Origin of the sequence: Burkholderia latens (genome assembly GCF_001718795.1) — a bacterium.
Lineage (GTDB): Bacteria > Pseudomonadota > Gammaproteobacteria > Burkholderiales > Burkholderiaceae > Burkholderia > Burkholderia latens_A.
On record NZ_CP013435.1, the window covers coordinates 670,078 to 694,841 of the forward strand.

18 protein-coding genes are annotated in these 24,764 nt (G+C 66.5%); 14 read left to right on the forward strand and 4 right to left on the reverse strand.

All coding sequences use genetic code 11. The annotated features are described in order from the left end of the window. Positions 1–12: 12 nt before the first annotated feature. From holA to WK25_RS03155, 3 genes are all read left to right on the forward strand, one after another. Positions 13–1,107 (forward strand): DNA polymerase III subunit delta, encoded by a 1,095-nt coding sequence (gene holA, locus WK25_RS03145; protein WP_069240968.1) that lies wholly within the window; start codon positions 13–15, stop codon positions 1,105–1,107. 167 nt (positions 1,108–1,274) lie between these two features. Then, entirely contained in the window at positions 1,275–2,546 is a 1,272-nt protein-coding gene (locus WK25_RS03150; RefSeq protein ID WP_040143399.1) for a glutamate-5-semialdehyde dehydrogenase, read from the forward strand. A gap of 17 nt (positions 2,547–2,563) precedes the next feature. Then, positions 2,564–2,986 (forward strand): CopD family protein, encoded by a 423-nt coding sequence (locus tag WK25_RS03155; protein ID WP_144245423.1) that lies wholly within the window; start codon positions 2,564–2,566, stop codon positions 2,984–2,986. Positions 2,987–3,075: 89 nt separating this feature from the next. Here the strand turns inward: WK25_RS03155 and WK25_RS03160 are convergent, their stop codons facing one another. Continuing rightward, positions 3,076–3,924 carry a MurR/RpiR family transcriptional regulator gene (locus WK25_RS03160; RefSeq protein ID WP_040143401.1) on the reverse strand — a complete coding sequence of 283 codons (849 nt, stop codon included), beginning with the start codon at positions 3,922–3,924 and terminating at the stop codon, positions 3,076–3,078. A gap of 294 nt (positions 3,925–4,218) precedes the next feature. Between WK25_RS03160 and edd the strand changes: the two genes are divergently transcribed. The 4 genes from edd (at position 4,219) to WK25_RS03180 (ending at position 8,821) form a co-directional block, all read left to right on the forward strand. Beyond that, positions 4,219–6,075 (forward strand): phosphogluconate dehydratase, encoded by a 1,857-nt coding sequence (edd, locus tag WK25_RS03165; RefSeq protein WP_069240969.1) that lies wholly within the window; start codon positions 4,219–4,221, stop codon positions 6,073–6,075. Positions 6,076–6,094: 19 nt separating this feature from the next. Continuing rightward, entirely contained in the window at positions 6,095–6,721 is a 627-nt protein-coding gene (eda, locus tag WK25_RS03170; protein ID WP_040143403.1) for a bifunctional 4-hydroxy-2-oxoglutarate aldolase/2-dehydro-3-deoxy-phosphogluconate aldolase, read from the forward strand. 221 nt (positions 6,722–6,942) lie between these two features. Further along, entirely contained in the window at positions 6,943–8,304 is a 1,362-nt protein-coding gene (locus WK25_RS03175) for a GntP family permease (RefSeq protein WP_040143404.1), read from the forward strand. Positions 8,305–8,317: 13 nt separating this feature from the next. Continuing rightward, on the forward strand, positions 8,318–8,821 hold the full coding sequence (locus WK25_RS03180) for a gluconokinase (protein ID WP_040143405.1): 504 nt from the start codon (positions 8,318–8,320) through the stop codon (positions 8,819–8,821). Between the two features lie 93 nt (positions 8,822–8,914). Here the strand turns inward: WK25_RS03180 and WK25_RS03185 are convergent, their stop codons facing one another. Further along, the gene (locus tag WK25_RS03185) at positions 8,915–9,562 is read right to left on the reverse strand and encodes a TetR/AcrR family transcriptional regulator (protein WP_040143406.1); all 648 of its coding nucleotides are present in this window, start codon (positions 9,560–9,562) and stop codon (positions 8,915–8,917) included. Between the two features lie 274 nt (positions 9,563–9,836). On the opposite strand from WK25_RS03185, the gene WK25_RS03190 reads away from it, so the two are divergent. Further along, entirely contained in the window at positions 9,837–11,258 is a 1,422-nt protein-coding gene (locus WK25_RS03190; RefSeq protein WP_069240970.1) for an NAD(P)/FAD-dependent oxidoreductase, read from the forward strand. Between the two features lie 72 nt (positions 11,259–11,330). Here WK25_RS03190 and purB read toward each other — a convergent pair whose 3' ends face one another. Further along, positions 11,331–12,719 carry an adenylosuccinate lyase gene (purB, locus tag WK25_RS03195; RefSeq protein ID WP_059547833.1) on the reverse strand — a complete coding sequence of 463 codons (1,389 nt, stop codon included), beginning with the start codon at positions 12,717–12,719 and terminating at the stop codon, positions 11,331–11,333. 247 nt (positions 12,720–12,966) lie between these two features. Here purB and WK25_RS03200 point away from each other — a divergent pair, with 247 nt between their 5' ends. The 6 genes from WK25_RS03200 to WK25_RS03225 all read left to right on the forward strand — a co-directional run bounded on the left by WK25_RS03200 (position 12,967) and on the right by WK25_RS03225 (position 18,864). Continuing rightward, entirely contained in the window at positions 12,967–13,920 is a 954-nt protein-coding gene (locus tag WK25_RS03200) for a LysR substrate-binding domain-containing protein (RefSeq protein WP_040143409.1), read from the forward strand. A gap of 285 nt (positions 13,921–14,205) precedes the next feature. After that, positions 14,206–15,492 (forward strand): Glu/Leu/Phe/Val family dehydrogenase, encoded by a 1,287-nt coding sequence (locus WK25_RS03205; RefSeq protein WP_040143410.1) that lies wholly within the window; start codon positions 14,206–14,208, stop codon positions 15,490–15,492. Positions 15,493–15,746: 254 nt separating this feature from the next. Further along, complete coding sequence (locus tag WK25_RS03210; protein WP_040143411.1) at positions 15,747–16,640, forward strand: glutamate/aspartate ABC transporter substrate-binding protein; 894 nt, start codon at positions 15,747–15,749, stop codon at positions 16,638–16,640. 84 nt (positions 16,641–16,724) lie between these two features. Continuing rightward, the gene (locus tag WK25_RS03215; RefSeq protein WP_040143412.1) at positions 16,725–17,465 is read left to right on the forward strand and encodes an amino acid ABC transporter permease; all 741 of its coding nucleotides are present in this window, start codon (positions 16,725–16,727) and stop codon (positions 17,463–17,465) included. Further along, entirely contained in the window at positions 17,465–18,142 is a 678-nt protein-coding gene (gene gltK / locus WK25_RS03220; protein WP_040143413.1) for a glutamate/aspartate ABC transporter permease GltK, read from the forward strand. Before WK25_RS03215 ends, gltK begins: the two co-directional genes overlap by 1 nt. Continuing rightward, positions 18,139–18,864 (forward strand): amino acid ABC transporter ATP-binding protein, encoded by a 726-nt coding sequence (locus tag WK25_RS03225; protein WP_040143414.1) that lies wholly within the window; start codon positions 18,139–18,141, stop codon positions 18,862–18,864. Before gltK ends, WK25_RS03225 begins: the two co-directional genes overlap by 4 nt. A gap of 108 nt (positions 18,865–18,972) precedes the next feature. Here the strand turns inward: WK25_RS03225 and WK25_RS03230 are convergent, their stop codons facing one another. After that, the gene (locus WK25_RS03230) at positions 18,973–24,231 is read right to left on the reverse strand and encodes an autotransporter outer membrane beta-barrel domain-containing protein (RefSeq protein ID WP_069240971.1); all 5,259 of its coding nucleotides are present in this window, start codon (positions 24,229–24,231) and stop codon (positions 18,973–18,975) included. Between the last annotated feature and the right edge of the window lie 533 nt (positions 24,232–24,764).

Genomic DNA, 24,764 nt, shown 5'->3' on the forward strand with positions numbered 1-24,764 from the left:
GCGCACGCACCGATGCAATTGCGACTTGATGCGCTCGAGCCGCACCTCGCGAAGGGGGTGGCCGGGCTCTACACCGTGTACGGCGACGAGCCGCTGCTCGCGCAGGAAGCGTGCGACCGCATTCGCGGGGCCGCGCGCGCAGCGGGCTTCACCGAGCGTTCGGTGCATACGGTCGAGCGCGGTTTCGACTGGAGCGTGCTGCTCGGCGCGACGCAGGCGATGTCGCTGTTCGGCGAGCGCCAGCTGATCGAGCTGCGCATTCCGTCGGGCAAGCCCGGCAAGGAAGGCGCCGACGCGCTGAAAACGCTTGCGGCCACGCCCAATCCGGACGCGCTGATGCTCGTCACGCTGCCGCGCCTCGACGCGGCGACGCAGAAATCCGCGTGGTTCACCGCGCTGCAGAACGGCGGCGTCGCGCTGAAGATCGATCCGGTCGATCGCGCACAACTGCCGAACTGGATCGGCCAGCGGCTGGCGATGCAGGGCCAGCGCGTCGCGCCCGGCGAAGACGGCCGGCGTGCGCTGCAGTTCATCGCGGAGCGCGTCGAGGGCAACCTGCTCGCCGCGCACCAGGAAATCCAGAAGCTCGGCCTGCTGTATCCGCAGGGCGCGCTGTCGTTCGAGCAGGTGCACGACGCGGTGCTGAACGTCGCGCGCTACGACGTGTTCAAGCTGAACGAGGCGATGCTGGCGGGCGATGCCGCGCGGCTCGCGCGGATGATCGACGGGCTGAAGGGCGAAGGCGAGGCGATCGTGCTTGTGATGTGGGCCGTCGTCGAGGAATTGCGCACGCTGCTGCGAATCAAGCGCGGCGCGAACGCCGGCAAGCCGCTCGCGACGCTGCTGCGCGAGAACCGCGTATGGGGACCGCGCGAGCGGCTGATCGGTCCCGCGCTGAATCGCGTGTCGGAAGCCATGCTGGAAAAGGCGCTCGCGTTCGCCGCGAAGCTCGACCGGCAGGTGAAGGGGCTGTCGGCCGTCACGCCGGGCCGTCGTACGCAGGACGATCCGCCGCCGGATCCCTGGGATGGCCTGTTTCAGCTCGCGATGACGGTCGCCGGCGAGCGCGGCGAGCGACCGCCGACCGCGGGTCGCGTGCGGCGTTAAGCCCGTCCGCGCGCTTCAGCGCACGCATCGCAACCCGCTTACAATGCTTCGATGGCCGGCGCGGCCTTGCTGCCGCCGCGTCGCACGGATGGTTGTCCCGCGGTCGGCCTGCCCACGCTTCTCCACGAATTCACGCCGCACGAAGCGGCTTGTTTCCGAGTCACACGATGGATATCGATCAGTACATGATGGACCTGGGCCGCCGCGCCCGGCACGCTTCCCGTGCGATGGCGCGCGCCAGCACGGCCGCGAAGAACGCGGCGCTCGATGCCGTTGCGCGCGCGATCGAGCGCGACGCACAGGCGCTGAAAGATGCGAATGCGCGCGACGTCGCCCGTGCGCGCGAAAAGGGGCTCGACGCGGCGTTCGTCGATCGCCTGACGTTGTCCGACAAAGCGCTGAACACGATGGTCGAAGGCCTGCGTCAGGTCGCGTCGCTTGCCGATCCGATCGGCGAGATCGGCAACCTGAAGTACCGCCCGAGCGGGATCCAGGTCGGCCAGATGCGCGTGCCGCTCGGCGTGATCGGGATCATCTACGAATCGCGCCCGAACGTGACGATCGACGCGGCTGCGCTGTGCCTGAAGTCGGGCAATGCGACGATCCTGCGCGGCGGCTCCGAGGCGCTCGAGTCGAACGCGGCGCTCGCGAAGCTGATCGGTGAAGGGCTCGCCGCGGCCGGCCTGCCGCAGGACGCGGTGCAGGTCGTCGCGACGGCCGATCGTGCGGCGGTCGGCAAGCTGATCACGATGACCGAATACGTCGACGTGATCGTGCCGCGCGGCGGCAAGAGCCTGATCGAGCGTCTGATCAACGAGGCCCGCGTGCCGATGATCAAGCACCTCGACGGCATCTGCCACGTGTATGTCGACGACCGCGCGGATCTCGCGAAGGCGCTGACTGTCTGCGACAACGCGAAGACGCACCGCTACGGCACCTGCAACACGATGGAGACGCTGCTCGTGTCGCGCGGTATCGCGGCCGCGCTGCTGCCGCCGCTCGGCAAGCTGTATCGCGACAAGCAGGTCGAACTGCGCGTCGATGCGGCTGCGCGCACGGTGCTGGCCGACGCCGGCGTCGGCCCGCTCGTCGACGCGACCGAAGAAGACTGGCATACCGAATACCTCGCGCCGGTGCTCGCGATCAAGGTCGTCGACGGCCTCGACGCGGCGATCGAGCACATCAACCACTACGGCTCCCACCACACCGATGCGATCGTCACCGAGGATCACGACCGGGCGATGCGCTTCCTGCGCGAAGTCGATTCGGCGAGCGTGATGGTCAACGCGTCGACGCGTTTCGCGGACGGCTTCGAGTTCGGCCTCGGCGCGGAGATCGGCATCTCGAACGACAAGCTGCATGCACGCGGGCCCGTCGGCCTGGAAGGGCTCACGTCGCTGAAGTACGTGGTGCTCGGACACGGCGAAGGCCGTCAATAAGGCGAGGCGCACATTCGATGGCAATGCTCTGGGTCAAGACGTTCCATATCGTTCTGATCGCCGCGTGGTTCGCGGGCCTGTTCTATCTGCCGCGCATCTACGTGAACCTGGCCATGGAAACCGATCCGGCCGCGGTGCGCCGGCTGCTGCTGATGGCGCGCAAGCTGTTCCGCTTCATGACGATGATCGCAGTGCCGGCGCTCGCGTGCGGGCTGTGGTTGTGGCTCGCGATCGGCATCGGCCAGGGGCAGGGGTGGATCCATGCGAAGGTGACGGTCGTGCTGCTGCTGATCATTTACCACGCGTATTGCGGGCATCTGCTGCGGGTGTTCGAGCGTGGCGAGAACCGCCGCACCGACAAGTGGTATCGCGTGTTCAACGAGCTGCCGGTGCTCGGGATGCTCGCGGCGGTCGCGCTGGTCGTGATCAAACCGTTCTGAGGCCGTTGGCCGGCACCGCCGGCGAACGATGCGCAACGGCGCCCGTCGGGCGCCGTTTTTCGTTTACGCGCGGCGGCGCCCGTCCCGGTTCACTCCTTCGCCGGATCGTCGATCCGGCGCCGCGTGATCGCTTCCTTCGCACGGCCGACGCGCTCCATCAGCGCCGGGCCGCGCGACAGCGCGACGCCGACCGCGAGAATGTCGCCGATCGCGAGATGCGACATCCGCGACGTCATTGGCGAGAACACGTCGGTTTCTTCCGCCACGTTCGACGCGAGGCTCACGGTCGCGAGTTTCGCGAGCGGCGAATGGCTTTGCGTGATCGCGACGACGTTCGCGCCGCACGCGAGCGCGGAACGCGCGGCCTCGACGATGTCGCGCGTGCGGCCGGTGTTCGAGATCGCGACGACGACGTCGTGCGGGCCGAGCAGCGCCGACGACATCGAGAACGTGTGCGGATCCGAATACGCGACGCTCGGCACGCCGAGCCGAAAGAACTTGTGCTGGATGTCCTGCGCAGCGATGCCCGAGCCGCCAGCGCCGTAGAACTCGATGCGCGACGCATTCGACAGCAGCGCGATCGCTTCGGCGACGCTGCCCGCGGACAAGCTGTTGCGGACCTCGATCAGCGCGCCGATCGTGCGGTCGAACACCTTGCCGATGATGCCGGGCGCCGGTTCGTCTGGCTCGACGTCGCGGTAGACCGACGACACGCCCGGCGCGACGCTCTGCGCGAGCCGGATCTTGAATTCGCGAAAGCCGCTGCAGCCGAGCGCCTGGCAGAAGCGTGCGATCGTCGGCTGGCTGACGCCGGCGCGAGTCGACAGTTCAGTCATCGCGAGGTCGAGCACCTCGCGCGGCGCGGCGAGGATGTAGTCGGCGAGCTTGCGCTCGGACGGACGCAGCTCGGGGCGAATCGCTTCAATGCGGGGCAGCATGGGGCGGCACGTGGAAATCGGGTTCGGATGCGGGAGTGTATCGCAATCGAATTGTAGAAAATCTACAGGAAAATACTAGCCTGGTTATCGGTAATTTACGGAGAGGGCGAGCGCGGAAATCAGGGTTTTCACTAGGTGAATCCTTGCTGGTGGCGGGAGTGTGGGTTGCGAGCTTGCCAGTTCGCATTGCATGCTTGTAGTTTTTCTACTAGACTGCCTTCGTTCGTTCGACGAAGCTCGATCGTCCCCACGATTCCAACCGCCGGTGTCGTCCGGTATACAGGAGCGCCCAGCATGACGTCGCTGCATCCCACCTTGGCGAAGGTCACCGAACGCGTGATCGCCCGCAGCCAATCGACCCGTTCGGCCTATCTGCAGCGCATCGATCGCGCGCAAGGCAAGTTCCCGGCGCGCGGCGCGCTGTCATGCGCGAACCTCGCGCACGGCTTCGCGGGCCTCGAAGGCAGCGACAAGTTCCAGATCAAGGCGATTCGCGAACCGAACATCGGCATCGTGTCCTCGTACAACGAGATGCTGTCCGCGCATGCGCCGTACAAGAATTTCCCCGACATCATCAAGGCCGCCGCGCGCGAGAACGGCGGCGTCGCGCAGTTCGCGGGCGGCGTGCCGGCGATGTGCGACGGCGTCACGCAGGGCAACCCGGGCATGGAGCTGTCGCTGTTTTCGCGCGAGGCCATCGCGATGGGCACGGCGATCGCGCTCACGCACAACATGTTCGACGCGGCGCTCTGCCTCGGCATTTGCGACAAGATCGTGCCGGGCCTGTTGATCGGCGCACTGCAGTTCGGCCACCTGCCGACCATTTTCGTGCCGGCCGGCCCGATGACGAGCGGGTTGTCCAACGACGACAAGGCAAAGATTCGCCAGCAGTTCGCGACCGGTCAGGTCGGCCGCGACGCGCTGCTCGAGGCGGAATCGGCCGCGTATCACGGTCATGGCACCTGCACGTTCTACGGCACCGCGAACAGCAACCAGATGCTGATGGAACTGATGGGCCTGCATCTGCCGGGCTCGGCGTTCATCCATCCGCACACGCCGCTGCGCGACGCGCTGACGGCGGAGGCTGCACGCCGCGTGCTCGACCTCACCGCCGAGCGCGGCCAGTACACGCCGATCGGCCACGTGATCGACGAGAAGGCGATCGTCAACGGGATCGTCGCGCTGCTCGCGACGGGCGGCTCGACCAATCACACGCTGCATCTCGTCGCGATCGCGCGTGCGGCCGGCATCCTGATCGACTGGGACGATTTCGACGAACTGTCGGCCGCGGTGCCGCTGCTCGCGAAGATCTATCCGAACGGCAAGGCCGACGTGAACCATTTCCATGCGGCGGGCGGTGTCGCATTCCTGGTGCGCAACCTGCTCGAAGGCGGACTGCTGCACGAAGACGTGACGACGATCGCCGGCAAGGGGCTGTCTCACTACACGAAGGAGCCGAAGCTGATCGACGGCAAGCTGACGTGGGTGGACGGCACCGCCGAGAGCCATGACACGAAGGTGCTGCGCGGCATCCGCGATCCGTTCCAGCCGGACGGCGGCCTGCGGCTGATGCAGGGCCGGCTCGGCCGCGGCGTGATCAAGATCTCCGCGGTCGCGCCCGAGCACCGCAAGGTGAAGGCGCCGGCGATCGTGTTCGATTCGCAGGAAGCCGTGCAGGAAGCGTTCGACCGCGGCGAGCTGAAGCGCGATTTCGTTGCGGTCGTGCGGTTCCAGGGCGCACGGGCGAACGGGATGCCCGAACTGCACCGTTTGACGCCGCTGCTCGGCGTGCTGCAGGATCAGGGCTTCCGCGTCGCGCTCGTCACCGACGGCCGCATGTCCGGCGCGTCGGGCAAGGTGCCGGCCGTGATCCACGTGTCGCCGGAAGCGCTGCTCGCCGGCCCGATCGGCAAGGTGAAGACGGGTGACACGCTCGTGATCGACGCGGAAGCCGGCATCCTCGACATCGAGGTCGACGAAGCGGAATGGCAAGCGCGTCCGGTCGCGCAACCGCTGCACCAGGCGGAGAACGAAGTCGGCTTCGGGCGCGAACTGTTCGGCGTGTTCCGTGCCGCGGCCGCGCCGGCCGAGCAGGGCGCATCGGTTTTCGGGGCGCTGGTCGGCGAAACTGCCGTCCGCGTCGCTGCATGAATTTCAAGGAGTGTGATCAATGAAGACGATTGCTGAAATCGTGAAGCTGGGCCCGGTGATCCCGGTGCTTGCGTTCGACTCGGTCGAGCAGGGGGAAAACGTGTCGCGCGCGTTGCACGCGGGCGGCGTCAAAGTGCTCGAGATCACGCTGCGCACGCCGGCGGGCCTCGAGGCGATCCAGCGCGCGAGCCAGCTCGCGGACGACATCGTCGTCGGCGTCGGTACGATCACGAAGCCCGAGCACTGCGCGCAGGCGAAGCGCGCGGGCGCGACGTTCGGCGTGTCGCCGGGCCTGACGAAGGACCTGCACCTGGCATCGCTCGACGCGGGCCTGCCGCTGCTGCCGGGCGTGATGACGCCGAGCGACATCATCCAGGCGCTCGAATTCGGTTACGACATCGTCAAGTTCTTCCCCGCGCAGCAGGCCGGCGGCGTGCCGATGCTGCAGGCGTTCCACGGTCCGTTCCCGGCGCTGAAGTTCTGCCCGACGGGCGGCATCACCGCCGAAAGCGCCCCCACTTTCCTGAAGCAGCCGAACGTCGTGTGCGTCGGCGGCTCGTGGCTGACGCCGAAAGCTGCGCTCGCCGCGCAGGACTGGGCGGAAGTCACGCGTCTCGCGCAAGCGGCGAGCCAGCTTACCCGCTGACCTTGTACCGGATGACCGTTTGACCCTCGGCAGACGAGCGCTTAGTGCTTGTTTTACCGAGGGTTTTTGCTGATGGAACCGGTTCTATCCGCGGGCGGTAAAGATAAGTAAAATTCAGCGTCCTCGCGGGGGTGTGTACGCCCGTGTTTCGGAGACCTGCATAGCCGGGCATACTCGCTACAACCCGCCCGGCTTCGAACAATTCCTAGGAGGAGTGCCACATGGGGGCTGTCCAAGGCAGCATGCTGCTCGTATTCACGCTGATCGCGATCGCCGCGCTGATCCTGATGATCGCGCGCTACAAGATCTACCCGTTCCTGGTACTGATCATCGTCTCGCTGGGCCTGGGTCTCGCCGTCGGCATGCCGATGGACAAGATCGTCAAGTCGTTCGAAACCGGCACGGGCGGCACGCTCGGCCACATTGCGATCGTCGTCGGCCTCGGCACGATGCTCGGCAAGATGATGGCCGAGTCGGGCGGCGCCGAACGGATCGCGACTACGCTGATCGACTGGTTCGGTGAAAAGAACATCCACTGGGCGATGATGTTCGTCGCGATCATCGTCGGCCTGCCGGTATTCTTCGAAGTGGGCTTTGTGCTGCTGATCCCGATCGCGTTCAACGTCGCGAAGCGCACCGGCAAGTCGCTGCTCGTCGTCGGCCTGCCGATGGTGGCTGGCCTGTCCGTCGTGCACGGGCTGATCCCGCCGCATCCGGCCGCGCTGCTGGCTGTCCAGCAATACGGCGCCGATATCGGCAAGACGATCGCGTTCGGCCTGATCGTCGGCGTGCCGACCGCGATCATCGCCGGTCCGCTGTTCGCGCTGACGATCTCGAAGTTCGTGAAGCTGCCGGAGAACAATCCGCTCGCATCGCAATTCGTCGATACGCGCACCGACGGCGGCAAGCGCCAACTGCCGAGCTTCGGCATCACGCTGTTTACGATCCTGCTGCCCGTCGTGCTGATGCTCGTCGGCAGCTGGGCCGACCTGGTGTTCGCGCCGAAGTCGCTGCCGAACAACCTGCTGCGCTTTGCCGGCAACTCCGACGTCGCGCTGCTGATCGCCGTGCTCGTGAGCTTCTTCACGTTCGGCAAGCTGCAGGGCTTCAACCGCGACCAGATCCAGAAGTTCTGCGGCGAATGTCTGGCGCCGATCGCCGGCATCACGCTGATCGTCGGCGCGGGCGGCGGCTTCGGCGGCGTGCTGCGCGACAGCGGGATCTCGCAACAGATCGTCGAGACCGCGAAGCATGCGCACCTGTCGCCGCTGCTGCTCGGCTGGTTCGTCGCGGCGCTGATGCGTCTCGCGACCGGTTCGGCAACGGTCGCGATGACCACGGCCTGCGGTATCGTTGCGCCGATCGCCGCCGCGTCGGGCGCGGCGGTCAGCCCGGAACTGCTGGTGCTCGCGACCGGCTCGGGCTCGCTGATCTTCTCGCATGTGAACGACGGCGGCTTCTGGCTGATCAAGGAATACTTCGGGATGACGGTCGGTCAGACGTTCAAGACCTGGTCGTTGCTCGAAACCATCATCTCCGTGCTTGGCCTGGGCTTTACACTGCTGCTGAGCATGGTTCTGTAACAAGGGGTAGTCAATGATTCTGATCGCAATGGGCGTGTCGGGCGCGGGCAAGTCGCGAATCGGCGAAATGCTGGCGGAACGCCTGTCGTGCAGCTATACCGACGGCGACGCGTTTCACAGCGCGGCGAACAAGGAAAAGATGCACCACGGCATTCCGCTGACCGACGACGACCGTTGGCCGTGGCTGCGCGCGATCCGCGCGGCCATCGAGGAAAAGCAGCGTGCCGGCGAGACGGCCGTGTTCACGTGTTCGTCGCTGAAGCGCTCGTACCGCGACGTGCTGCGCGGCACCGACACCGACGTGCGGTTCGTATATCTGAAGGGTTCGTTCGACGTGTTGCGCGAGCGCCTGAAGACCCGCACCGGCCATTTCTTCGATCCGTCGCTGCTGAAGAGCCAGCTCGACACGCTCGAGGAACCGGGCCCCGACGAAGCGATCGAGGTCAGCATCGAGCTGACGCCCGAACAGATCGTCGATGAAGTGATGGTGAAGATCGGTCTCGCGCAGCAGCACTGAGCGCGGTTCGCGGCAATCGTCATCCAGCAGTGACACAGGCGCCCGGTTGGGCGCCTGTGTCGTTTACGGGCGCGCAATGCTCGGGCGCAGTGCTCAGGTGGTGCGGGCGCGCCGTGCGATCCCGTCGAGCAGCACGTCGAGCATCGTGTCGTGCACGACGGTCGGGTCGAGCCGCGCATAAAGCGGCGCGGCAGCCTTGACGAGCGGCTGTTCGGTGTCGGACAGCGCGTTCATTTCCGCGAGCTCGACGTCGTTCGCCGGCCGCGTGAGGCCGCCGGCCTCGGCCGCGGCGAGGCCGATCACGCTTGCATACCAGCCGACGCACACCGACGGCAGCGCCGCGGGCGCGATACCGGCATCGGCCAGCGCCCGATGCACGGCTTCGATATGCGCGAGATCGGCTGGGCCGGTGCTCATGTGACGCTGCAGCAGCGCGAACGCGGCCGGATGGCGCAGCGCGAGCGCGCGGTACTGGCGCGCGAGATCGCGCAGCCTGTCGCGCCACGGCAGCGACGGATCGACCGGCACCAGCGAGCGCGACAGCGCGTTCGCGATCGCACGGCTCAGCCCCTCTTTCGACTTGAAGTGATACAGCACACTCATCGGATCGCAGCCGACCGTCTGCGCGAGCTTGCGCACGCTGAACGCGGCTTCGCCGACTTCTTCGAGCAGCGCGAGCGCGGCGGCGACGATCGCGTCCTTGTCGAGGCCGCGCGGGCCCTGGGCGGGTTTGTCATTCATCGGAACGGGTACGGCGGCGGACTGTAATCTTGACGAAAGCATATTCTACGCTGTAGAATTATTTCTGCGGTGTAGAAATTGGGTGTCCCGGCACCTTCAATGCGTGCTTTCGCACGGTCCGGGATCCAGGCAGACGCAAGCGCGTCCGCCGTCAACACGGGCCATTGCGCCCCTTATCTTCGTTGACACCCAAGTGGAACCGGCTGCCCCACCCGCGAAGCCCAGCAGCAACAAGGCTCTTCGACTGGCGGCCCAAGACCATGCAAGTGCAATCATGACTACCAACAACAAACCCGTGATCCACGGGGAATCGCGTTTCGAGCAGACGCAACTGAACATCGAGAAGGACAACTGGAACTGGTGCGAACCGTCACGCTACGATGGGCCGCAGCCGGCCAACTGGTACGAGGCGTCGCTGTCGCGCCATGAGAGCAGCGCGCCGCTCGCACACGATGTGGTGTGCGACGTGCTGGTGATCGGCGCGGGGCTGCTCGGCGCATCGGCCGCGCTGCATCTCGCGGAAGCGGGCGTCGACACGATCCTCGTCGACAAGCATCACGTCGGCTCCGCGGCGTCCGGCCGCAACGGCGGCCAGCTGACTCCGGGCCTCGCGCGCTGGGAAGCGGCCGACATGATCGACCATCTGTCGCACGACGATGCGAAGCGGCTGTGGCGCTTCGCATCCGCCGAATCGATGGACCTGATCGATGCGATCGGCGCGCGTTACGCGCTCGACCTCGATCGCAAGCGCGGCCACGTGACGGCGGCCGTCCATCCGGGCCACATGAGTGCGCTGCTCGACGGCGCAGACGCGCGCCGCCATCTCGGCGACGCCGGCGTGACGCTCGTCGGGCGTCATCAACTGCACGACGAGTACGTGCGTTCGGGCCTCTATCACGGCGCGGCGATCGACGCGATCGGCGGCCAGCTGCATCCGCTCGCGCTGGTGCGCGGCCTCGTGCACGGCTTCCGGATGAACGGCGGCGCGCTGTACGAACGCACCGAGGTGCTGGAACTCGACGAAACGCCGGCGGGCGTCGTTGCGGTGACGCCGGGCGGCACGATCACGGCGCGTCGCGGCGTCGTGCTCGCGCTGCACAACACGACGTTCCGGCTGCTCGACGACGGCGCGGCGACCACCGTGCCGTTCTTCACGTACGTGAGCGTGACGGCGCCGCTCGACGTCGACGTCGCGACGCTGGTGCCGGCCGGCATGCCCGTCTACGACACGCAGTTCCAGATCGACTACTACCGGCCGGTGCGCGGCAACCGGCTGCTGTTCGGCGGGCAGGGCACCGGCACGTGCTGGGCGCAGCCGGACGTGAACGCGTATCTGCTGACACGGCTGAACACGGTGTTTCCGCAGCACGACGGCCGCTTCGCGCTCGACTACTGCTGGAGCGGCGTCAGCGATTTCACGCTGAACGGCGCGACCGACAGCCGCAAGACCGACGGTCGCGTGCCGATGTACATGGTGCAGGGCTGGAGCGGCCACGGCGTTGCGCAGACGGTGCGGATCGGCAAGGCGATCTGCGACGACTTCGTCGGACGCAACGACGATTTCTCGATGCTGACCTGTATCGACCATCGCGAGATTCCGCTCGGCCGGCAACTGTCGCCGATCGCGATTCCCGCTGCGAAGGCGGCGATGAGCGTGATGAGCGCGCTGAACCCTGGGCGGATGATCTCGTTCTGACCGGCAAAAAAACAAAAAGCCCGATTCGAAGCGATTCGCATCGGGCTTTTTTCCGTCCGGCGACGGCGGCGCTTACGCGATCCGCTTCGCCAGTTCGACGGCCTTGCCGATGTACGACGCAGGCGTCATCGCGAGCAGGCGGTCCTTCGCGTCCTGCGGGATCGCGAGCGTGCCGACGAATTCCTGCAGCGCTTCGCGGGTGATGCCCTTGCCGCGCGTCAGTTCCTTCAGCTGCTCGTACGGGTTCTCGATGCCGTAGCGGCGCATCACCGTCTGCACCGGCTCCGCGAGCACCTCCCAGCAGTTGTCGAGATCTTCGTTCAGGCGCTGCGGGTTCACTTCGAGCTTGTCGAGGCCACGGATCAGCGAGTCGTACGCGAGCAGCGAGTAGCCGAGCGCGACGCCCATGTTGCGCAGCACCGTCGAGTCGGTCAGGTCGCGCTGCCAGCGCGACACCGGCAGCTTGTCGGCGAGATGGCGCAGCGTCGCGTTCGCGAGGCCGAGGTTGCCCTCCGAGTTCTCGAAGTCGATCGGGTTGACCTTGTGCGGCATCGTCGACGAGCCGATTTCGCCGGCCTTCGTCTTCTGTTTGAAGTAGCCGACCGAGATGTAGCCCCACACGTCGCGGTCGAGGTCGAGCAGGATCGTGTTCGCGCGGGCGACCGCGTCGAACAGCTCGGCCATGTAGTCGTGCGGCTCGATCTGGATCGTGTACGGGTTGAACGTGAGCTTCAGGCGGTTCTCGATCACGTCGCGCGAGAACGCTTCCCAGTCGAATTCCGGATACGCGGACAGGTGCGCGTTGAAGTTCCCGACCGCGCCGTTCATTTTGCCGAGGATCTCGACCTTCTCGATGCGCGCGATCGCGCGGTCGAGGCGCGCCGCGACGTTCGCGAGTTCCTTGCCGAGCGTCGTCGGGCTGGCCGGCTGGCCGTGCGTGCGCGACAGCATCGGTTGTTCGGCGTGAGCATGCGCGAGCGCGACGAGGCGCTGGTGGACCGTGCGCAGCGCCGGCACGATCACGTGCGCGCGCGCGCCGGCGAGCATCATCCCGTGCGACGTGTTGTTGATGTCTTCGGACGTGCACGCGAAGTGGATGAATTCGCTGGCCTTCTCGAGTTCGGCCTGGCCCTTCACCGATTCCTTCAGCCAGTATTCGACGGCCTTCACGTCGTGGTTCGTCACGCGCTCGATTTCCTTGATGCGCGCGGCGTCGTGCGCGGTGAAGCGCTCGGCGAGCTGCAGCAGGAACTGCTCGGACGCTTCCGAGAAGCGCGGGACTTCAGCAAAGCCGGCGCGCGACAGCGCGATCAGCCAGTGCACCTCGACGGTGACGCGGTGGCGCATGAACGCGGCTTCGGAGAGCCAGTCGCGCAGCGCTTCGGTTTTGCTGGCGTAGCGGCCATCGATGGGCGAGAGCGCGGTGAGGGCGAAAAGCGTATCGGGACGGGTGTCGGACATGATCGGGCAGGGCCTTTTGCGGCCGGGGCGAACGAGGGGAGGAGAATCCGGCATTTTACCATCGGCGCGCGTCGATTCCGGCCGAACCGGTCCGGCCGCCGATCCATCGGACGAGCGGCCCCGCGCGGGTGCCGGGCCCGCCGGGCGACGGGCGCGCCGCGGCGGTTTGCCGTACAGCCGGCGGCCTGTTTCTCCGGCCGGTAGAATGCAGGCTTCTTCCCGACCGCCGCCCGCCGCGCCCGCCTGCATGGAACTCAAATGGCTCGAAGACTTCGTCTCGCTCGCGGAAACGCGCAGCTTCAGCCGGTCCGCCGAGCTGCGACACGTGTCGCAGCCCGCGTTCTCGCGGCGCATCCAGGCGCTCGAGGCATGGCTTGCGACCGAGCTGATCGACCGATCGGTCTATCCGACGCGGCTCACGCAGGCCGGCCAGATCTTCTATGAGCAGGCGCTGACGATGCTGTCGCAGGCGCACGAGGCGCGCACGCTGCTGCGTGGCCACGTCGGCGCGCCGGTGCCGACGATCGAGTTCGCGGTGCCGCACACGCTGTCGCTCACGTATTTCCCGCGCTGGCTGCAGCGGATCGAGGCGAAGATGGGGCAGGTCCACACGCGGCTGCGCGCGCTGAACGTGCACGATGCGGTGCTGTCGCTCGTCGAGGGCGGCTGCGATCTCGTGATGGGCTACCACCACCCGAGCCATCCGGTCGCGCTCGATCCGGCCCGCTACGACATGCTGGTGTTGGGCAGCGAGCCAATCAGCCCGTTTTCGGCGCCGGGCCGCGCGGGCCGGCCGCGCTACACGCTGCCCGGCGCGGCCGATGCGCGCGTGCCGTATCTGTCGTACACGCCGAACGCGTACCTCGGCCGGATGACCGAAGTCATCGTTGCGAATGCGCCGACGCCGCTGTTCCTCGATCGCGTTTATGAAACCGACATGGCCGAAGGGCTGAAGGCAATGGCGCTCGCGGGCCACGGCGTCGCGTTTCTGCCGCACAGCGCGGTCGAGGACGCGATTGCGAGCGGCCGACTGATCCGGCTCGACCGTTCCGCGCGCGGCGGCGCGCATCCGTTCACGCTGACGATGGAAATCCGCCTGTACTGCGACAAGCTCGCGCTGCAGGGCGACGATCCGCGCCAGAAGCTCGTGCGGGCGCTGTGGGACGTCGTGCGCGACGAGCTGCGCGAAACGGGCGGTTGACCGGCGCCGGCACGATCGGCGCGACCGCGTGCGGCGCTCGCGCGGCTGACGACGCGCTTGCGGCGCCTGTCGGACCGCCGACCACCGCACGTTCCGCGTCATTCGACATCGTTTCCGCGCGTCGTCGATGCACGAGCGATCGCGGCCGTTCTTGCGCAAATCGACCGCGGATTTGCGAAAAATCCCGATCATGCAAGAAACGCATAATCGAATAAGCAAACGGCATTGGATAAAAAAAACGGGTTTTTCGACAATGTGCGCAATCCGTTGAACGTTGGAGCATCCATGTCTTCGCAACTGCAGTCCATCCCGTCCTACCTGCACGCCGACGATCTCGGCCCGTGGGGCAACTACCTTCAGCAGGTCGATCGCGTCGCGCCGTACCTCGGTTCGCTGTCGCGCTGGCTGGAAACGCTGAAGCGTCCGAAGCGCATCCTGATCGTCGACGTGCCCATCGAGCTCGACAACGGCACCGTCGCGCACTTCGAAGGCTATCGCGTGCAGCACAACGTGTCGCGCGGTCCGGGCAAGGGCGGCGTGCGTTACCACCAGGACGTGACGCTGTCGGAAGTGATGGCACTGTCCGCATGGATGTCGGTGAAGAACGCGGCCGTGAACGTGCCGTACGGCGGCGCGAAGGGCGGCATCCGCGTCGACCCGCGCAAGCTGTCGCGTGGCGAGCTCGAGCGCGTGACGCGCCGCTACACCAGCGAAATCGGCATCATCATCGGGCCGAACACCGACATTCCGGCGCCGGACGTCAACACCAACGAACAGGTGATGGCGTGGATGATGGACACGTTCTCGATGAACCAGGGCCAGACGTCGACCGGCGTCGTGACCGGCAAGCCGATCTCGCTCGGCGGTTCGCTCGGCCGGAAGGAAGCGACGGGCCGCGGCGTGTTCGTCGTCGGCTGCGAAGCGGCGAAGAAGAAGGGCGTCGAGATCGAAGGCGCGCGCATCGCGGTGCAGGGCTTCGGCAACGTCGGCGGCATCGCGGCGAAGCTGTTCCAGGAAGCGGGTGCGAAGGTGATCGCGGTGCAGGATCACACCGGCACGATCTACCAGCCGGCCGGCCTCGATTCGAACAAGCTGCTCGACCACGTCGCACGCACGGGCGGCGTCGCGGGCTTCGAAGGCGCGGAGCCGATGCCGAACGACGAGTTCTGGACGGTCGAAACCGACATCCTGATCCCGGCGGCACTGGAAAACCAGATCACCGAGAAGAACGCATCGAAGATCCGCACGAAGATCATCGTCGAAGGCGCAAACGGCCCGACGACGACCGCTGCGGACGACATCCTGAGCGCGAACGGCGTGCTCGTGATCCCCGACGTGATCGCGAACGCAGGCGGCGTAACCGTGTCGTACTTCGAGTGGGTGCAGGACTTCTCGAGCTTCTTCTGGACGGAAGACGAGATCAACCACCGTCTCGAGCGCGTGATGCGCGAAGCGTTCGCCGGCGTGTGGGCGGTCGCGGAAGAGCACAAGGTGTCGGTGCGTACGGCGGCGTTCATCGTCGCGTGCAAGCGCATCCTGATGGCGCGCGAAATGCGCGGCCTGTACCCCTGATCGGGCGTCGCCGGCCGGCCTCGACGGGCACGGCCGGTTGACTTCGATCGCACCATGACGCAATCCACGCGATTGCGTGCATGAACCCCCGCGGGCGGTGCCGAATCCGGCACCGCCCGCGCGCGCATCCGGGGTGTCCGAAGCCGGGAGGACGGCTTCTCACAGGGCGATTCGTAGTGCGGTAAACAACCAGTACTTTCAAAAATATTACTTTGATACACTGGCGCGGGTTTAAGCCAAGGAGATGACCAAAAATGAAATACCACAAGGCAGTCCTGATGGTCGCGGCGCTGTGCGCGTTCGCAAGCGGCGCGCAAGCACAGGAGACCGGCACGCTGAAGAAGATCAAGGACACGGGCGTGATCGCGCTGGGCCACCGCGAATCGTCGATTCCGTTCTCCTATTACGACCAGAACCAGCAGGTGGTCGGCTACTCGCGCGATTTCCAGATGAAGGTCGTCGACGCGGTGAAAAAGAAGCTGAACCTGCCGAACCTGCAGGTGAAGAACATCCCGGTCACGTCGCAGAACCGCATCCCGCTCGTGCAGAACGGCACGGTCGACATCGAGTGCGGCTCGACCACCAACAACGTCGAGCGTCAACAGCAGGCCGCGTTCTCCGACACGATCTTCGTGATCGGCACGCGCCTGATGACGAAGAAGGATTCGGGCATCAAGGATTTCGCGGACCTGAAGGGCAAGACGGTCGTGACGACCGCCGGCACGACGTCCGAGCGCTTGCTGCGCAAGATGAACAACGACAAGCAGATGGGCATGAACATCATCAGCGCGAAGGACCACGGCGACTCGTTCAACACGCTTGAATCGGGCCGCGCGGTCGCGTTCATGATGGACGACGCACTGCTCGCGGGCGAGCGCGCGAAGGCGAAGCAGCCGGGCGAGTGGGTGATCGTCGGCACGCCGCAATCGGAAGAAGCGTACGGCTGCATGATGCGCAAGGGCGATGCAGACTTCAAGAAGGTCGTCGACGATGCGATCTCGCAAGTCGAGAAGTCCGGCGAAGCCGCGAAGATCTACGCGAAGTGGTTCGAGAATCCGATCCCGCCGAAGGGGCTGAACCTCAACTTCCCGCTGTCCGAGTCGATGAAGAAGCTGTACGCGAACCCGAACGACAAGGCGCTCGACTGACCACGCGGCCGTTGACGCAGAATTGACGCTACTGAAACGGAAGAGGCCACGCTTCTTCCGTTTCTTTTTGCTGGAGTCTTGCCCATGTCTTACCACTGGAACTGGGGCGTATTCCTGAGCCCCGTGTCGACCGGCGAGCCGACGACGTACTTCGGCTGGCTGCTGTCCGGCTTCTGGGTGACGATCGAGGTATCGCTCGTCGCCTGGGTCATCGCGCTGATCGTCGGCTCGCTGTTCGGCGTGCTGCGCACGGTGCCGAACAGATGGCTGTCGGCGATCGGCACTGTCTACGTGTCGATCTTCCGGAACATTCCGTTGATCGTGCAGTTCTTCGTCTGGTACCTGGTCGTGCCCGAACTGCTGCCCGCATCGATCGGCACGTGGATCAAGCAGTTGCCGCCGACCACGCAGTTCTTCACCGCATCGATCGTCTGTCTCGGCCTGTTCACGGGCGCCCGCGTGTGCGAACAGGTGCGCTCGGGGATCAACGCGCTGCCGAAAGGCCAGCGCGCGGCCGGCCTCGCGATGGGCTTCACGCAATGGCAGACGTATCGCTACGTGCTGCTGCCCGTTGCTTACCGGATCATCGTGCCGCCGCTCACGTCGGAGTTCCTGAACATCTTCAAGAACTCGGCCGTTGCGTCGACGATCGGCCTGCTCGACCTGTCCGCGCAGGCGCGCCAGCTCGTCGACTACACCGCGCAGACCTACGAGTCGTTCATCGCGGTGACGCTCGCGTACGTGCTGATCAACCTCGTCGTGATGGCGTTCATGCGCTGGATCGAAGGCCGCACGCGGCTGCCCGGCTACATCGGAGGCAAGTGATGCATCAGTTCGACTGGAGTAGTATTCCCGGCGCGGTTCCGACGCTGTGGTCGGGCGCGATCGTCACGTTCAAGATCACGCTGATCGCGATCGTCGTCGGCATCGTCTGGGGCACGCTGCTGGCGCTGATGCGGCTGTCCGGCGTGAAGCCGCTCGCGTGGTTCGCGAAGGCGTACGTGACGGTGTTCCGCTCGATTCCGCTCGTGATGGTGTTGCTGTGGTTCTTCCTGATCGTGCCGCAGGTGTTGCAGGGCGTGCTCGGGCTGTCGCCGACGATCGACATTCGGCTCGCCTCGGCGATGGTCGCGTTCTCGCTGTTCGAAGCCGCGTATTATTCCGAGATCATCCGCGCCGGCATCCAGGCGGTGCCGCGCGGGCAGGTCAACGCCGCGTTCGCGCTCGGCATGAACTACGCGCAGGCGATGCGCCTCGTGATCCTGCCCCAGGCGTTCCGCGCGATGGTGCCGCTGCTGCTCACGCAGGCGATTGTTCTGTTCCAGGATACGTCGCTCGTGTACGTGATCAGTCTCGCGGACTTCTTCCGCACGGCCGCGAACATCGGCGATCGCGATGGCACGACCGTCGAGATGGTCCTGTTCGCGGGTGCATGCTATTTCGTGATTTGCTCGGTGGCGTCTGCCCTCGTCAAAGGTCTCCAGAAAAAGGTCACAAGATGATTTCCATCAAGAACGTTTCGAAGTGGTACGGCCAGTTTCAGGTCCTCACCGATTGCACGACCGAGGTCAAGAAGGGCGAAGTGGTCGTGGTGTGCGGTCCGTCGGGCTCGGGCAAGTCGACGCTGATCAAGACCGTGAACGGCCTCGAGCCGTTCCAGCAGGGCGAGATCCTCGTGAACGGCCAGTCGGTCGGCGACAAGAAGACGAACCTGTCGAAGCTGCGCTCGAAGGTCGGGATGGTGTTCCAGCATTTCGAGCTGTTCCCGCACCTGTCGATCACCGAGAACCTGACGCTCGCGCAGATCAAGGTGCTCGGCCGCGGCAAGGACGAAGCGGCCGACAAGGGCATGAAGCTGCTCGATCGCGTCGGCCTGAAGGCCCATGCGCACAAGTTTCCGGGCCAGCTGTCCGGCGGCCAGCAGCAGCGGGTCGCGATCGCGCGTGCGCTGTCGATGGACCCGATCGCCATGCTGTTCGACGAGCCGACGTCCGCGCTCGATCCGGAGATGATCAACGAAGTGCTCGACGTGATGGTCGAGCTCGCGCAGGAAGGGATGACGATGATGGTCGTCACGCACGAAATGGGCTTCGCGAAGAAGGTCGCCCATCGCGTGATCTTCATGGACAAGGGCGCGATCGTCGAGGACGACCGCAAGGACGATTTCTTCTCGAATCCGAAGTCGGATCGCGCGAAGGACTTCCTCGCGAAAATCCTGCATTGAGCGCTCGTCGATCGCGCACGCGACACGCGTGCGCCATGTGAAAACCGCCCGGCCGAACACCGGGCGGTTTTTTTTCGCCGGCGCCCGGCGCCCGGCGCCCGCGCCGCGCTACCAGCTGTACCGGTAGCCGACCTGCCCGGTGATGCCGCGCCGGTAGTCGCCGCCGATGTTGCGCGCATATTTGACGTTCGCGTACAGCTCGCCGGACTTGCCGAAGCCTGCGGTCACGCCGAGGCCGAGCTCGTACCACGTGCGGTCCAGCTGTGTCGCGAACGGCGTGCCGCCCACCACCGTCTGGCCCGGCGACAGGAAGTCGTGCAGCACGTCGGCCGTGAAGTACGGCGTCGCGGCGCCGCCGCCCGCGTTCGCATCGAGGTTCGGCCGGAAGATCCGCACGCCGGCGCGTCCGCGCAGCGCATTCGACGTCGTGCCCGATACGGCCGACACGTTGTCGTTGAACCCGTTCAGCTTCAGATACTGATACATCAACTGCGCCTGCGGCTCGACCGCGACCGGCAGGCCGCCGATCGCGAACGGCTTGCCGACTTCCTGCGACAGCGCGATGCCGAAACCGTTCTGCGACGCCTCGTTGCCGTAGCTGTCGCGATAGCGGTTGCCGTAGTGCGTGACCTGGCCCACGGTGTCGAAGTAGGTGCCGTCGGACAGGTAGCGCGTCCAGTAGCCGCCGACGCTCTGCGCATGCATCTCGACCGAGCCCGTCGACGTCGACAAGCCTGGCGCGGCGGCGCGCGCCATGTCGCTGAAGCTGGCGTTCGCGACGCCGATGCTCGCCGTCACGCCCGCGTGCGTGCTGCCGCCTGCGGGCGCCTGGTCGAGCGTCCAGTCCTTGCCGAACTGCGCGAAGAACGTGCGCTCGTCGGCCGCGAAGCGGCCCGCGTTTGCGTCGAGGCTCTGTCCGCCGATGCGGCCCCACACGCCGTCGCGGTTGCCCGGTGCCTGCTTCTCGAGGTTGTAGATGTCGCCGACGCGTTCGTGCAGCTTGCCGAGCGTCGAGAAGCCGTAGTCGGCGTTCAGCAGCGGCGTCATCGCGTAGCCCGCCACGCCCGGACGGTACGCGAGATTGTTGCCGGCGCCGGCGCCGGCGCCGCCGCCGTCGATCGTGGACGGACCGACGGGATCGCCGGGGGACGTCGGGTCCAGCTGCGAACGCAGGTACCAGCCGTTCGCATCGCTTTGTCCGCCGCGGTAGAGCCGGTATTCATACGCGCCGGCCTGTACCGGGCCCGCGAGATGGAACGCCGACGCGGCCGTCGTGCCGCCGTTGGCGGTCAGCACGACCGGAATTCCGTCACCTGTCGTCTGCGCGCCGCTGCCGGCCGTGTTCGCGATCTTCAGCCCGGTTGTGCCACTTGCGGCGCCGCCGTTCACGATCAGCCTGTCGGTCGGCGATGCGTCGGCGCCGAGGTAAGTGTGCAGCGCGATCGTGCCGCCGTTGCCGACATAGCTGCCCGTCGTCAGCGTCGTGTAGCTGCCCGCTGTCGCCGGTGCGCCGGACGGTGCGGCGAACGCGACCAGGCCGGCATTGTTCAGGCTGCTCAATACCGAACTGCCGGTCATGTGCCAGGCGCTCGAACCGTCGATGCTCAGCGCCACCGGATCGATCTTGCCGGTCAGCGTCGTGCCGTTCGTCAGGAACACGTTGCCGTTGCTCGACGCGTCCGACACGATGTCGCCGGCAAGATTCACGGCAGATGCGTTGAAGGTCGCGGTGCTGCCGTTCGAGAGGTCCAGCAGCGTGCCGTTGCCGGCCGTCACGACGGTGCCGTTGCGCACCGCGATGTCGATGACGCCGCCGCGCGCGGCGAATGCCGGCCCGGCGACGGACGCGACACTGCCGCCGTCGACCAGCACCGTGCTCGTCGCGCCGGTCGCGAGCGTGTCGGTGCCGAGCACGCCGGCCGTCGCGCCGTTGAGCGTCGTGCCGGTCAGCGCGAGCACGCCGCCACCGTCGACGCGTGCGCCGTTGCCCGCCGCGCTCGCGATCGACGAGCCCGCGTCCCCGATGCGGCCGCCGTTCTGCGCGACGAGGCCGTCCGCTGCCGCGCCGGCGGTGGAGAGCTTCGCGCCCGACAGCAGTGCGGTCGCGCCGCTGCCCGCGACGACCGCGTGTGCGCCGGCCCCGGTCGTTGCGATGGTCGAGCCGTCGATCGACAACGTTGCGTCCGCGCCCGTCACGAAGAAGCCGCGCGCGTTGTCGCCGACGGTACGTACGGCGCTCGCCGCGTTCGCGGCGATGCGCGCACCGGCACCCGTCGACGACACCGCGTCGCCGCCGTTGCCTGTCGTGGCGAGCTGCGTGCCCGATAGCGCGATCGTCGTGTTCGTGCCGCGGTTGTCGATGCCGTTGCCGGTGCCGCGCACCGCGATCGACGTCGCGCCGGCCGCGATCCCGCCGTCGGACACCGTCGAGTCGACCAGCACGCCATCGGCGCTGCCGTTCGCGACGACGGCGCCGGTGCCCGACAACGCGACCGATGCACCCGAGCCGGTCAGATGCACGCCTGCGATGCCGTCGTCGGCTTCGATCGTGCCGGCATTCGTCAGCGTCGCCGATGCGCCCTGCACGAGCGCGCCGGTGCCGTTCGATACGCGGATCGTCGACGCGTTGTTCACCGTGCCGAGCGCGCCGACCACGACGCCTGTCGAGCCGGCGCCGGTCAGCAGTACGGTGTTGCGGTTCGCGAGCGTGCCGAGGTTCTGCGCGACGAAACCGGTCACGCCGGCGTTCGACGACGTGACCGCCGCATCGTTGGCCAGCGTCGTCGCGACCGGCGCACCGGCGTTCGCGCCGGCGAGGTCGTGCGCCTGGCCGTCGACGACGCCCGCGATCGCGCCGGCCGCGTTCAGGTTGATCGTCGCGCCGGGATCGATCGCACCCTGCGCGCCGCCCTCGACCGTCACCGCAATGCCATTCGCACCGTTGACGTTGTAGACGGCGTTGCCGGTCGACAGCGTCGTGCCGGCGCCGGTCGCCAGCACGCCGCGCGCGCGTTCGCCGTTTACGTCCGTCGTCAGCGTGCCGGCAGCCGACGCGCCCGTGTAGGCCGCGCCGCCCGCGATGCGGAACAGCGTCGAATCGTCGGTATCGACGCTCAGGTGCTGTGCGGCGACGTTGATCTGCGACCCTGCGCCATACGCGTAGAAACCGGTCTGGTTCGTACCCGACATGAAGCGCGGTACCGCGTTCGGCCCGACGTCGATGGTGGCGCCCGAGCGTGCATGCACGCCGATCGCGCCGGTGCCCGTCAGGTTCAGCGCGCCGTCGACCGTGGCCTTCGCGCGCGCGCCTTCGGCCCACACGCCGTAATTGCGCGTGTCCGATGCCGGATCCAGGCCGCCGGCGACGTCGATCGTGCCGGTCGACGTCGCGGCCGTCGCGGTCGAGCCGGTGCCGACCACCATGAGGCCGATGCCGTTTACGCCGTTCAACGAGATCGTGCCGGTGTTGGTCACGGTCGCCGCGGTGTTGGCGGCGAGCATGCCGACGTTGGCGAGCGGCGTGCCGGGCGCCGCCCCGTTCACGACGATCGAACCGGCGTTGTGCAGCGTGCCGGAAGCCGAGCCGATGCTTGCCATTGCGGCGCCGTTTTGCGTCTGCGAGCCGATCACGATCGAGCCGACGTTGGTGGCGGTCCCGGACGCGCCAAGCAGGATTCCGTACGCATGCGCGGACAGCGCAACGTCGTTCGCCGCGGCGCCCGGCCCGTACTGGGCCGCGCGGCCGAGATAGATCGTGCCGCCGGCCTCGTTCGTGAAGCTGCCGCCGGCCGCGAACCCGCCGATCACCTGGCTGTCGAGCGTCGTCGCGTTCACGCCGACGTTGATCGTGCCGGCATTCGACGCACTCGCGCCCGACGTCACGCCCACCGCGTAGTTCTGCAGGTCGGGACGATTGCCGTCGAGCGTCCATGCGCCGACGTTCATCACGCCGTTGTTCACGAACGTGGTGCCGGTGCCGCTCGCGTACACGCCGTTGCCTTCGGTGTACGCGTGGAACCCGAAATTGTCGGGCGGCGTGCTGCTGCTCGTGTCGACGTTGTCGCCGGCCGCGTAGCCGGACGAGATCACACCGTTGTTGACGCCGCTCGCGCCGGTGAGCAGGCGCACCAGCGTGAAATCGCCGGACAGGCGGCCGTCGTTGACGAAGTGCGCGCCGTTTTCCGCGAGGACGGCCGAGCTCGATTCGATCGTGCTGGTGCCGCGAAAATCGATCTGCCCGTCGTGGCCGATGTGCAGCGTCGCATTCGCGCCTGTGCCGTGCATCACCGACAGATGATCGATCTGCAGTGTGTTCTTGTCGCCGGCGGACACGTTGTTCGCGTACTGGAAGTTTTGCTGCGTGAACGTGACGGCCTGGCCGAACGCAGTATCGTATGCGGCCTGCGAGCCGAGCGCGCCGCTTTTCACCGAACGCACGAGGAAGTCGTTGTAGGCCGCGAGCGATGCGGCGTCGTTGACGGTCCACGTGCTGCCGTCGAACGCCGTGAAGGTGCCTGCATAGGCCGGTACGTCGAGCTGCAGGTTGCCGACCGGGCCGCCGCTTGCGAGGTAGTCGCCGGTCGTGAACCAGACGCGGTTGCGCCCATTCCAGTTGACGACGCTCGGCGTCGAGCCCGTGCCGTCGGCGAATGCGAGATCGGTTTGCTTCGCGGCGAGCGTGATCGCGTTGCCGGCTGCGTCCGGCGCGTTCGCCGGGTTGCCGATCGACACGTTCAGCGTGCCGCCGGAACGGTCGACGGTGCCGATGCGCGTGTTCACGTACTGGTCGCCGTTCACGTCGCGATAAACGGGCACGTTGGTCGCGCCGGCCGTCGACGCGGCAAACGCGGACGAGTTGTACGTGGCGACCGACGTGTGCGTGCTTGTGATCGAATCGGGCGTGCTCACGCTCTGGGTCTTGCCGCCGAGCGAGACGAGCGGCTGGTCCGGATTCCCCGACACGATCGTCGTCGTGCCGAACGGAACGCGCGTGTAGCCGGCGTCGCCGGCGTTCTGGCTCGTCCACGCGCCGGTCACGCCGACCGTATCGCCGCCCGCGACCTGCGTCGCGCCCGCGAGGTTGTCGTTGACCGTCGGGCTGAAGCTGCCCGGCGTGCAACTGCCGCCGCTCGCGACCGGTGAACCGTCGCCGCAGGCCGATGCGTACGCGTAACCGGCCGGCAGCACGGCCAGTGCGGTGCCGAGCACGGCGGCCCGCAGCGCGGAGCGGCGCAGTGCCGGGCGGCCTGCACGGCGGCTCGCGCGCGATTCCCGGCCGGAGCGCTTGCCGCGCGCACGAGTCGTTTCCGCCACCGCGACCCAGCAGCCGGCGGCTTCGCTCCATATCGATCGAAATGAATGATTCACGACATGCCCCTCTTTCTTTTTTTGAAGTGATATCCACCGCGGCGCGGTGAAAGCGCATTCCACGGCGGGAAAATGGCGAAAAAAGGGCGCGCGACAGCCATTGCCGCGTTGCCGATATCGCGCCAATCGTGATCCGTTACACCGAGGACGGAGGCAGTCTACTAATCGGTGCGCCAGGTAGATAATCAAAAAATGAGAAATGTGGTGATAGCGACGATTTTGTCGTGTCTTTTTGAATTGTGTGATTGATCGAACTGAAAGCCTTGTGGGTCAAGGGTTTGTTGTAGTTTTTCGGGGGCGGAATGTCGCGTGGGGAATCGGTGATCTGGCGCACTGTTCGCAGAGGGCGGGCGCGATAATATCGGGCTTCCGGATTATATAAGTGCGAGTTGGCTGGATTATTTGTGCCGTGTATTTGTTATTTTCTCGGGAACATTAATAAAATCAAGCGAATGTTGTGTGAATCCCGTGCGGCATGCGAATGTGTGGCGTGTATGAAACGAAAGCGGGACTGCCGGCGGCTGAGCGGCGCG

Coding starts and splice junctions, on each gene's coding strand:
- holA (WP_069240968.1), top strand. CDS start 13: ATGCAATTGCGACTTGATGCGCTCGAGCCGCACCTCGCGAAGGGGGTG.
- WK25_RS03150 (WP_040143399.1), top strand. CDS start 1,275: ATGGATATCGATCAGTACATGATGGACCTGGGCCGCCGCGCCCGGCAC.
- WK25_RS03155 (WP_144245423.1), top strand. CDS start 2,564: ATGGCAATGCTCTGGGTCAAGACGTTCCATATCGTTCTGATCGCCGCG.
- WK25_RS03160 (WP_040143401.1), bottom strand. CDS start 3,924: ATGCTGCCCCGCATTGAAGCGATTCGCCCCGAGCTGCGTCCGTCCGAG.
- edd (WP_069240969.1), top strand. CDS start 4,219: ATGACGTCGCTGCATCCCACCTTGGCGAAGGTCACCGAACGCGTGATC.
- eda (WP_040143403.1), top strand. CDS start 6,095: ATGAAGACGATTGCTGAAATCGTGAAGCTGGGCCCGGTGATCCCGGTG.
- WK25_RS03175 (WP_040143404.1), top strand. CDS start 6,943: ATGGGGGCTGTCCAAGGCAGCATGCTGCTCGTATTCACGCTGATCGCG.
- WK25_RS03180 (WP_040143405.1), top strand. CDS start 8,318: ATGATTCTGATCGCAATGGGCGTGTCGGGCGCGGGCAAGTCGCGAATC.
- WK25_RS03185 (WP_040143406.1), bottom strand. CDS start 9,562: ATGAATGACAAACCCGCCCAGGGCCCGCGCGGCCTCGACAAGGACGCG.
- WK25_RS03190 (WP_069240970.1), top strand. CDS start 9,837: ATGACTACCAACAACAAACCCGTGATCCACGGGGAATCGCGTTTCGAG.
- purB (WP_059547833.1), bottom strand. CDS start 12,719: ATGTCCGACACCCGTCCCGATACGCTTTTCGCCCTCACCGCGCTCTCG.
- WK25_RS03200 (WP_040143409.1), top strand. CDS start 12,967: ATGGAACTCAAATGGCTCGAAGACTTCGTCTCGCTCGCGGAAACGCGC.
- WK25_RS03205 (WP_040143410.1), top strand. CDS start 14,206: ATGTCTTCGCAACTGCAGTCCATCCCGTCCTACCTGCACGCCGACGAT.
- WK25_RS03210 (WP_040143411.1), top strand. CDS start 15,747: ATGAAATACCACAAGGCAGTCCTGATGGTCGCGGCGCTGTGCGCGTTC.
- WK25_RS03215 (WP_040143412.1), top strand. CDS start 16,725: ATGTCTTACCACTGGAACTGGGGCGTATTCCTGAGCCCCGTGTCGACC.
- gltK (WP_040143413.1), top strand. CDS start 17,465: ATGCATCAGTTCGACTGGAGTAGTATTCCCGGCGCGGTTCCGACGCTG.
- WK25_RS03225 (WP_040143414.1), top strand. CDS start 18,139: ATGATTTCCATCAAGAACGTTTCGAAGTGGTACGGCCAGTTTCAGGTC.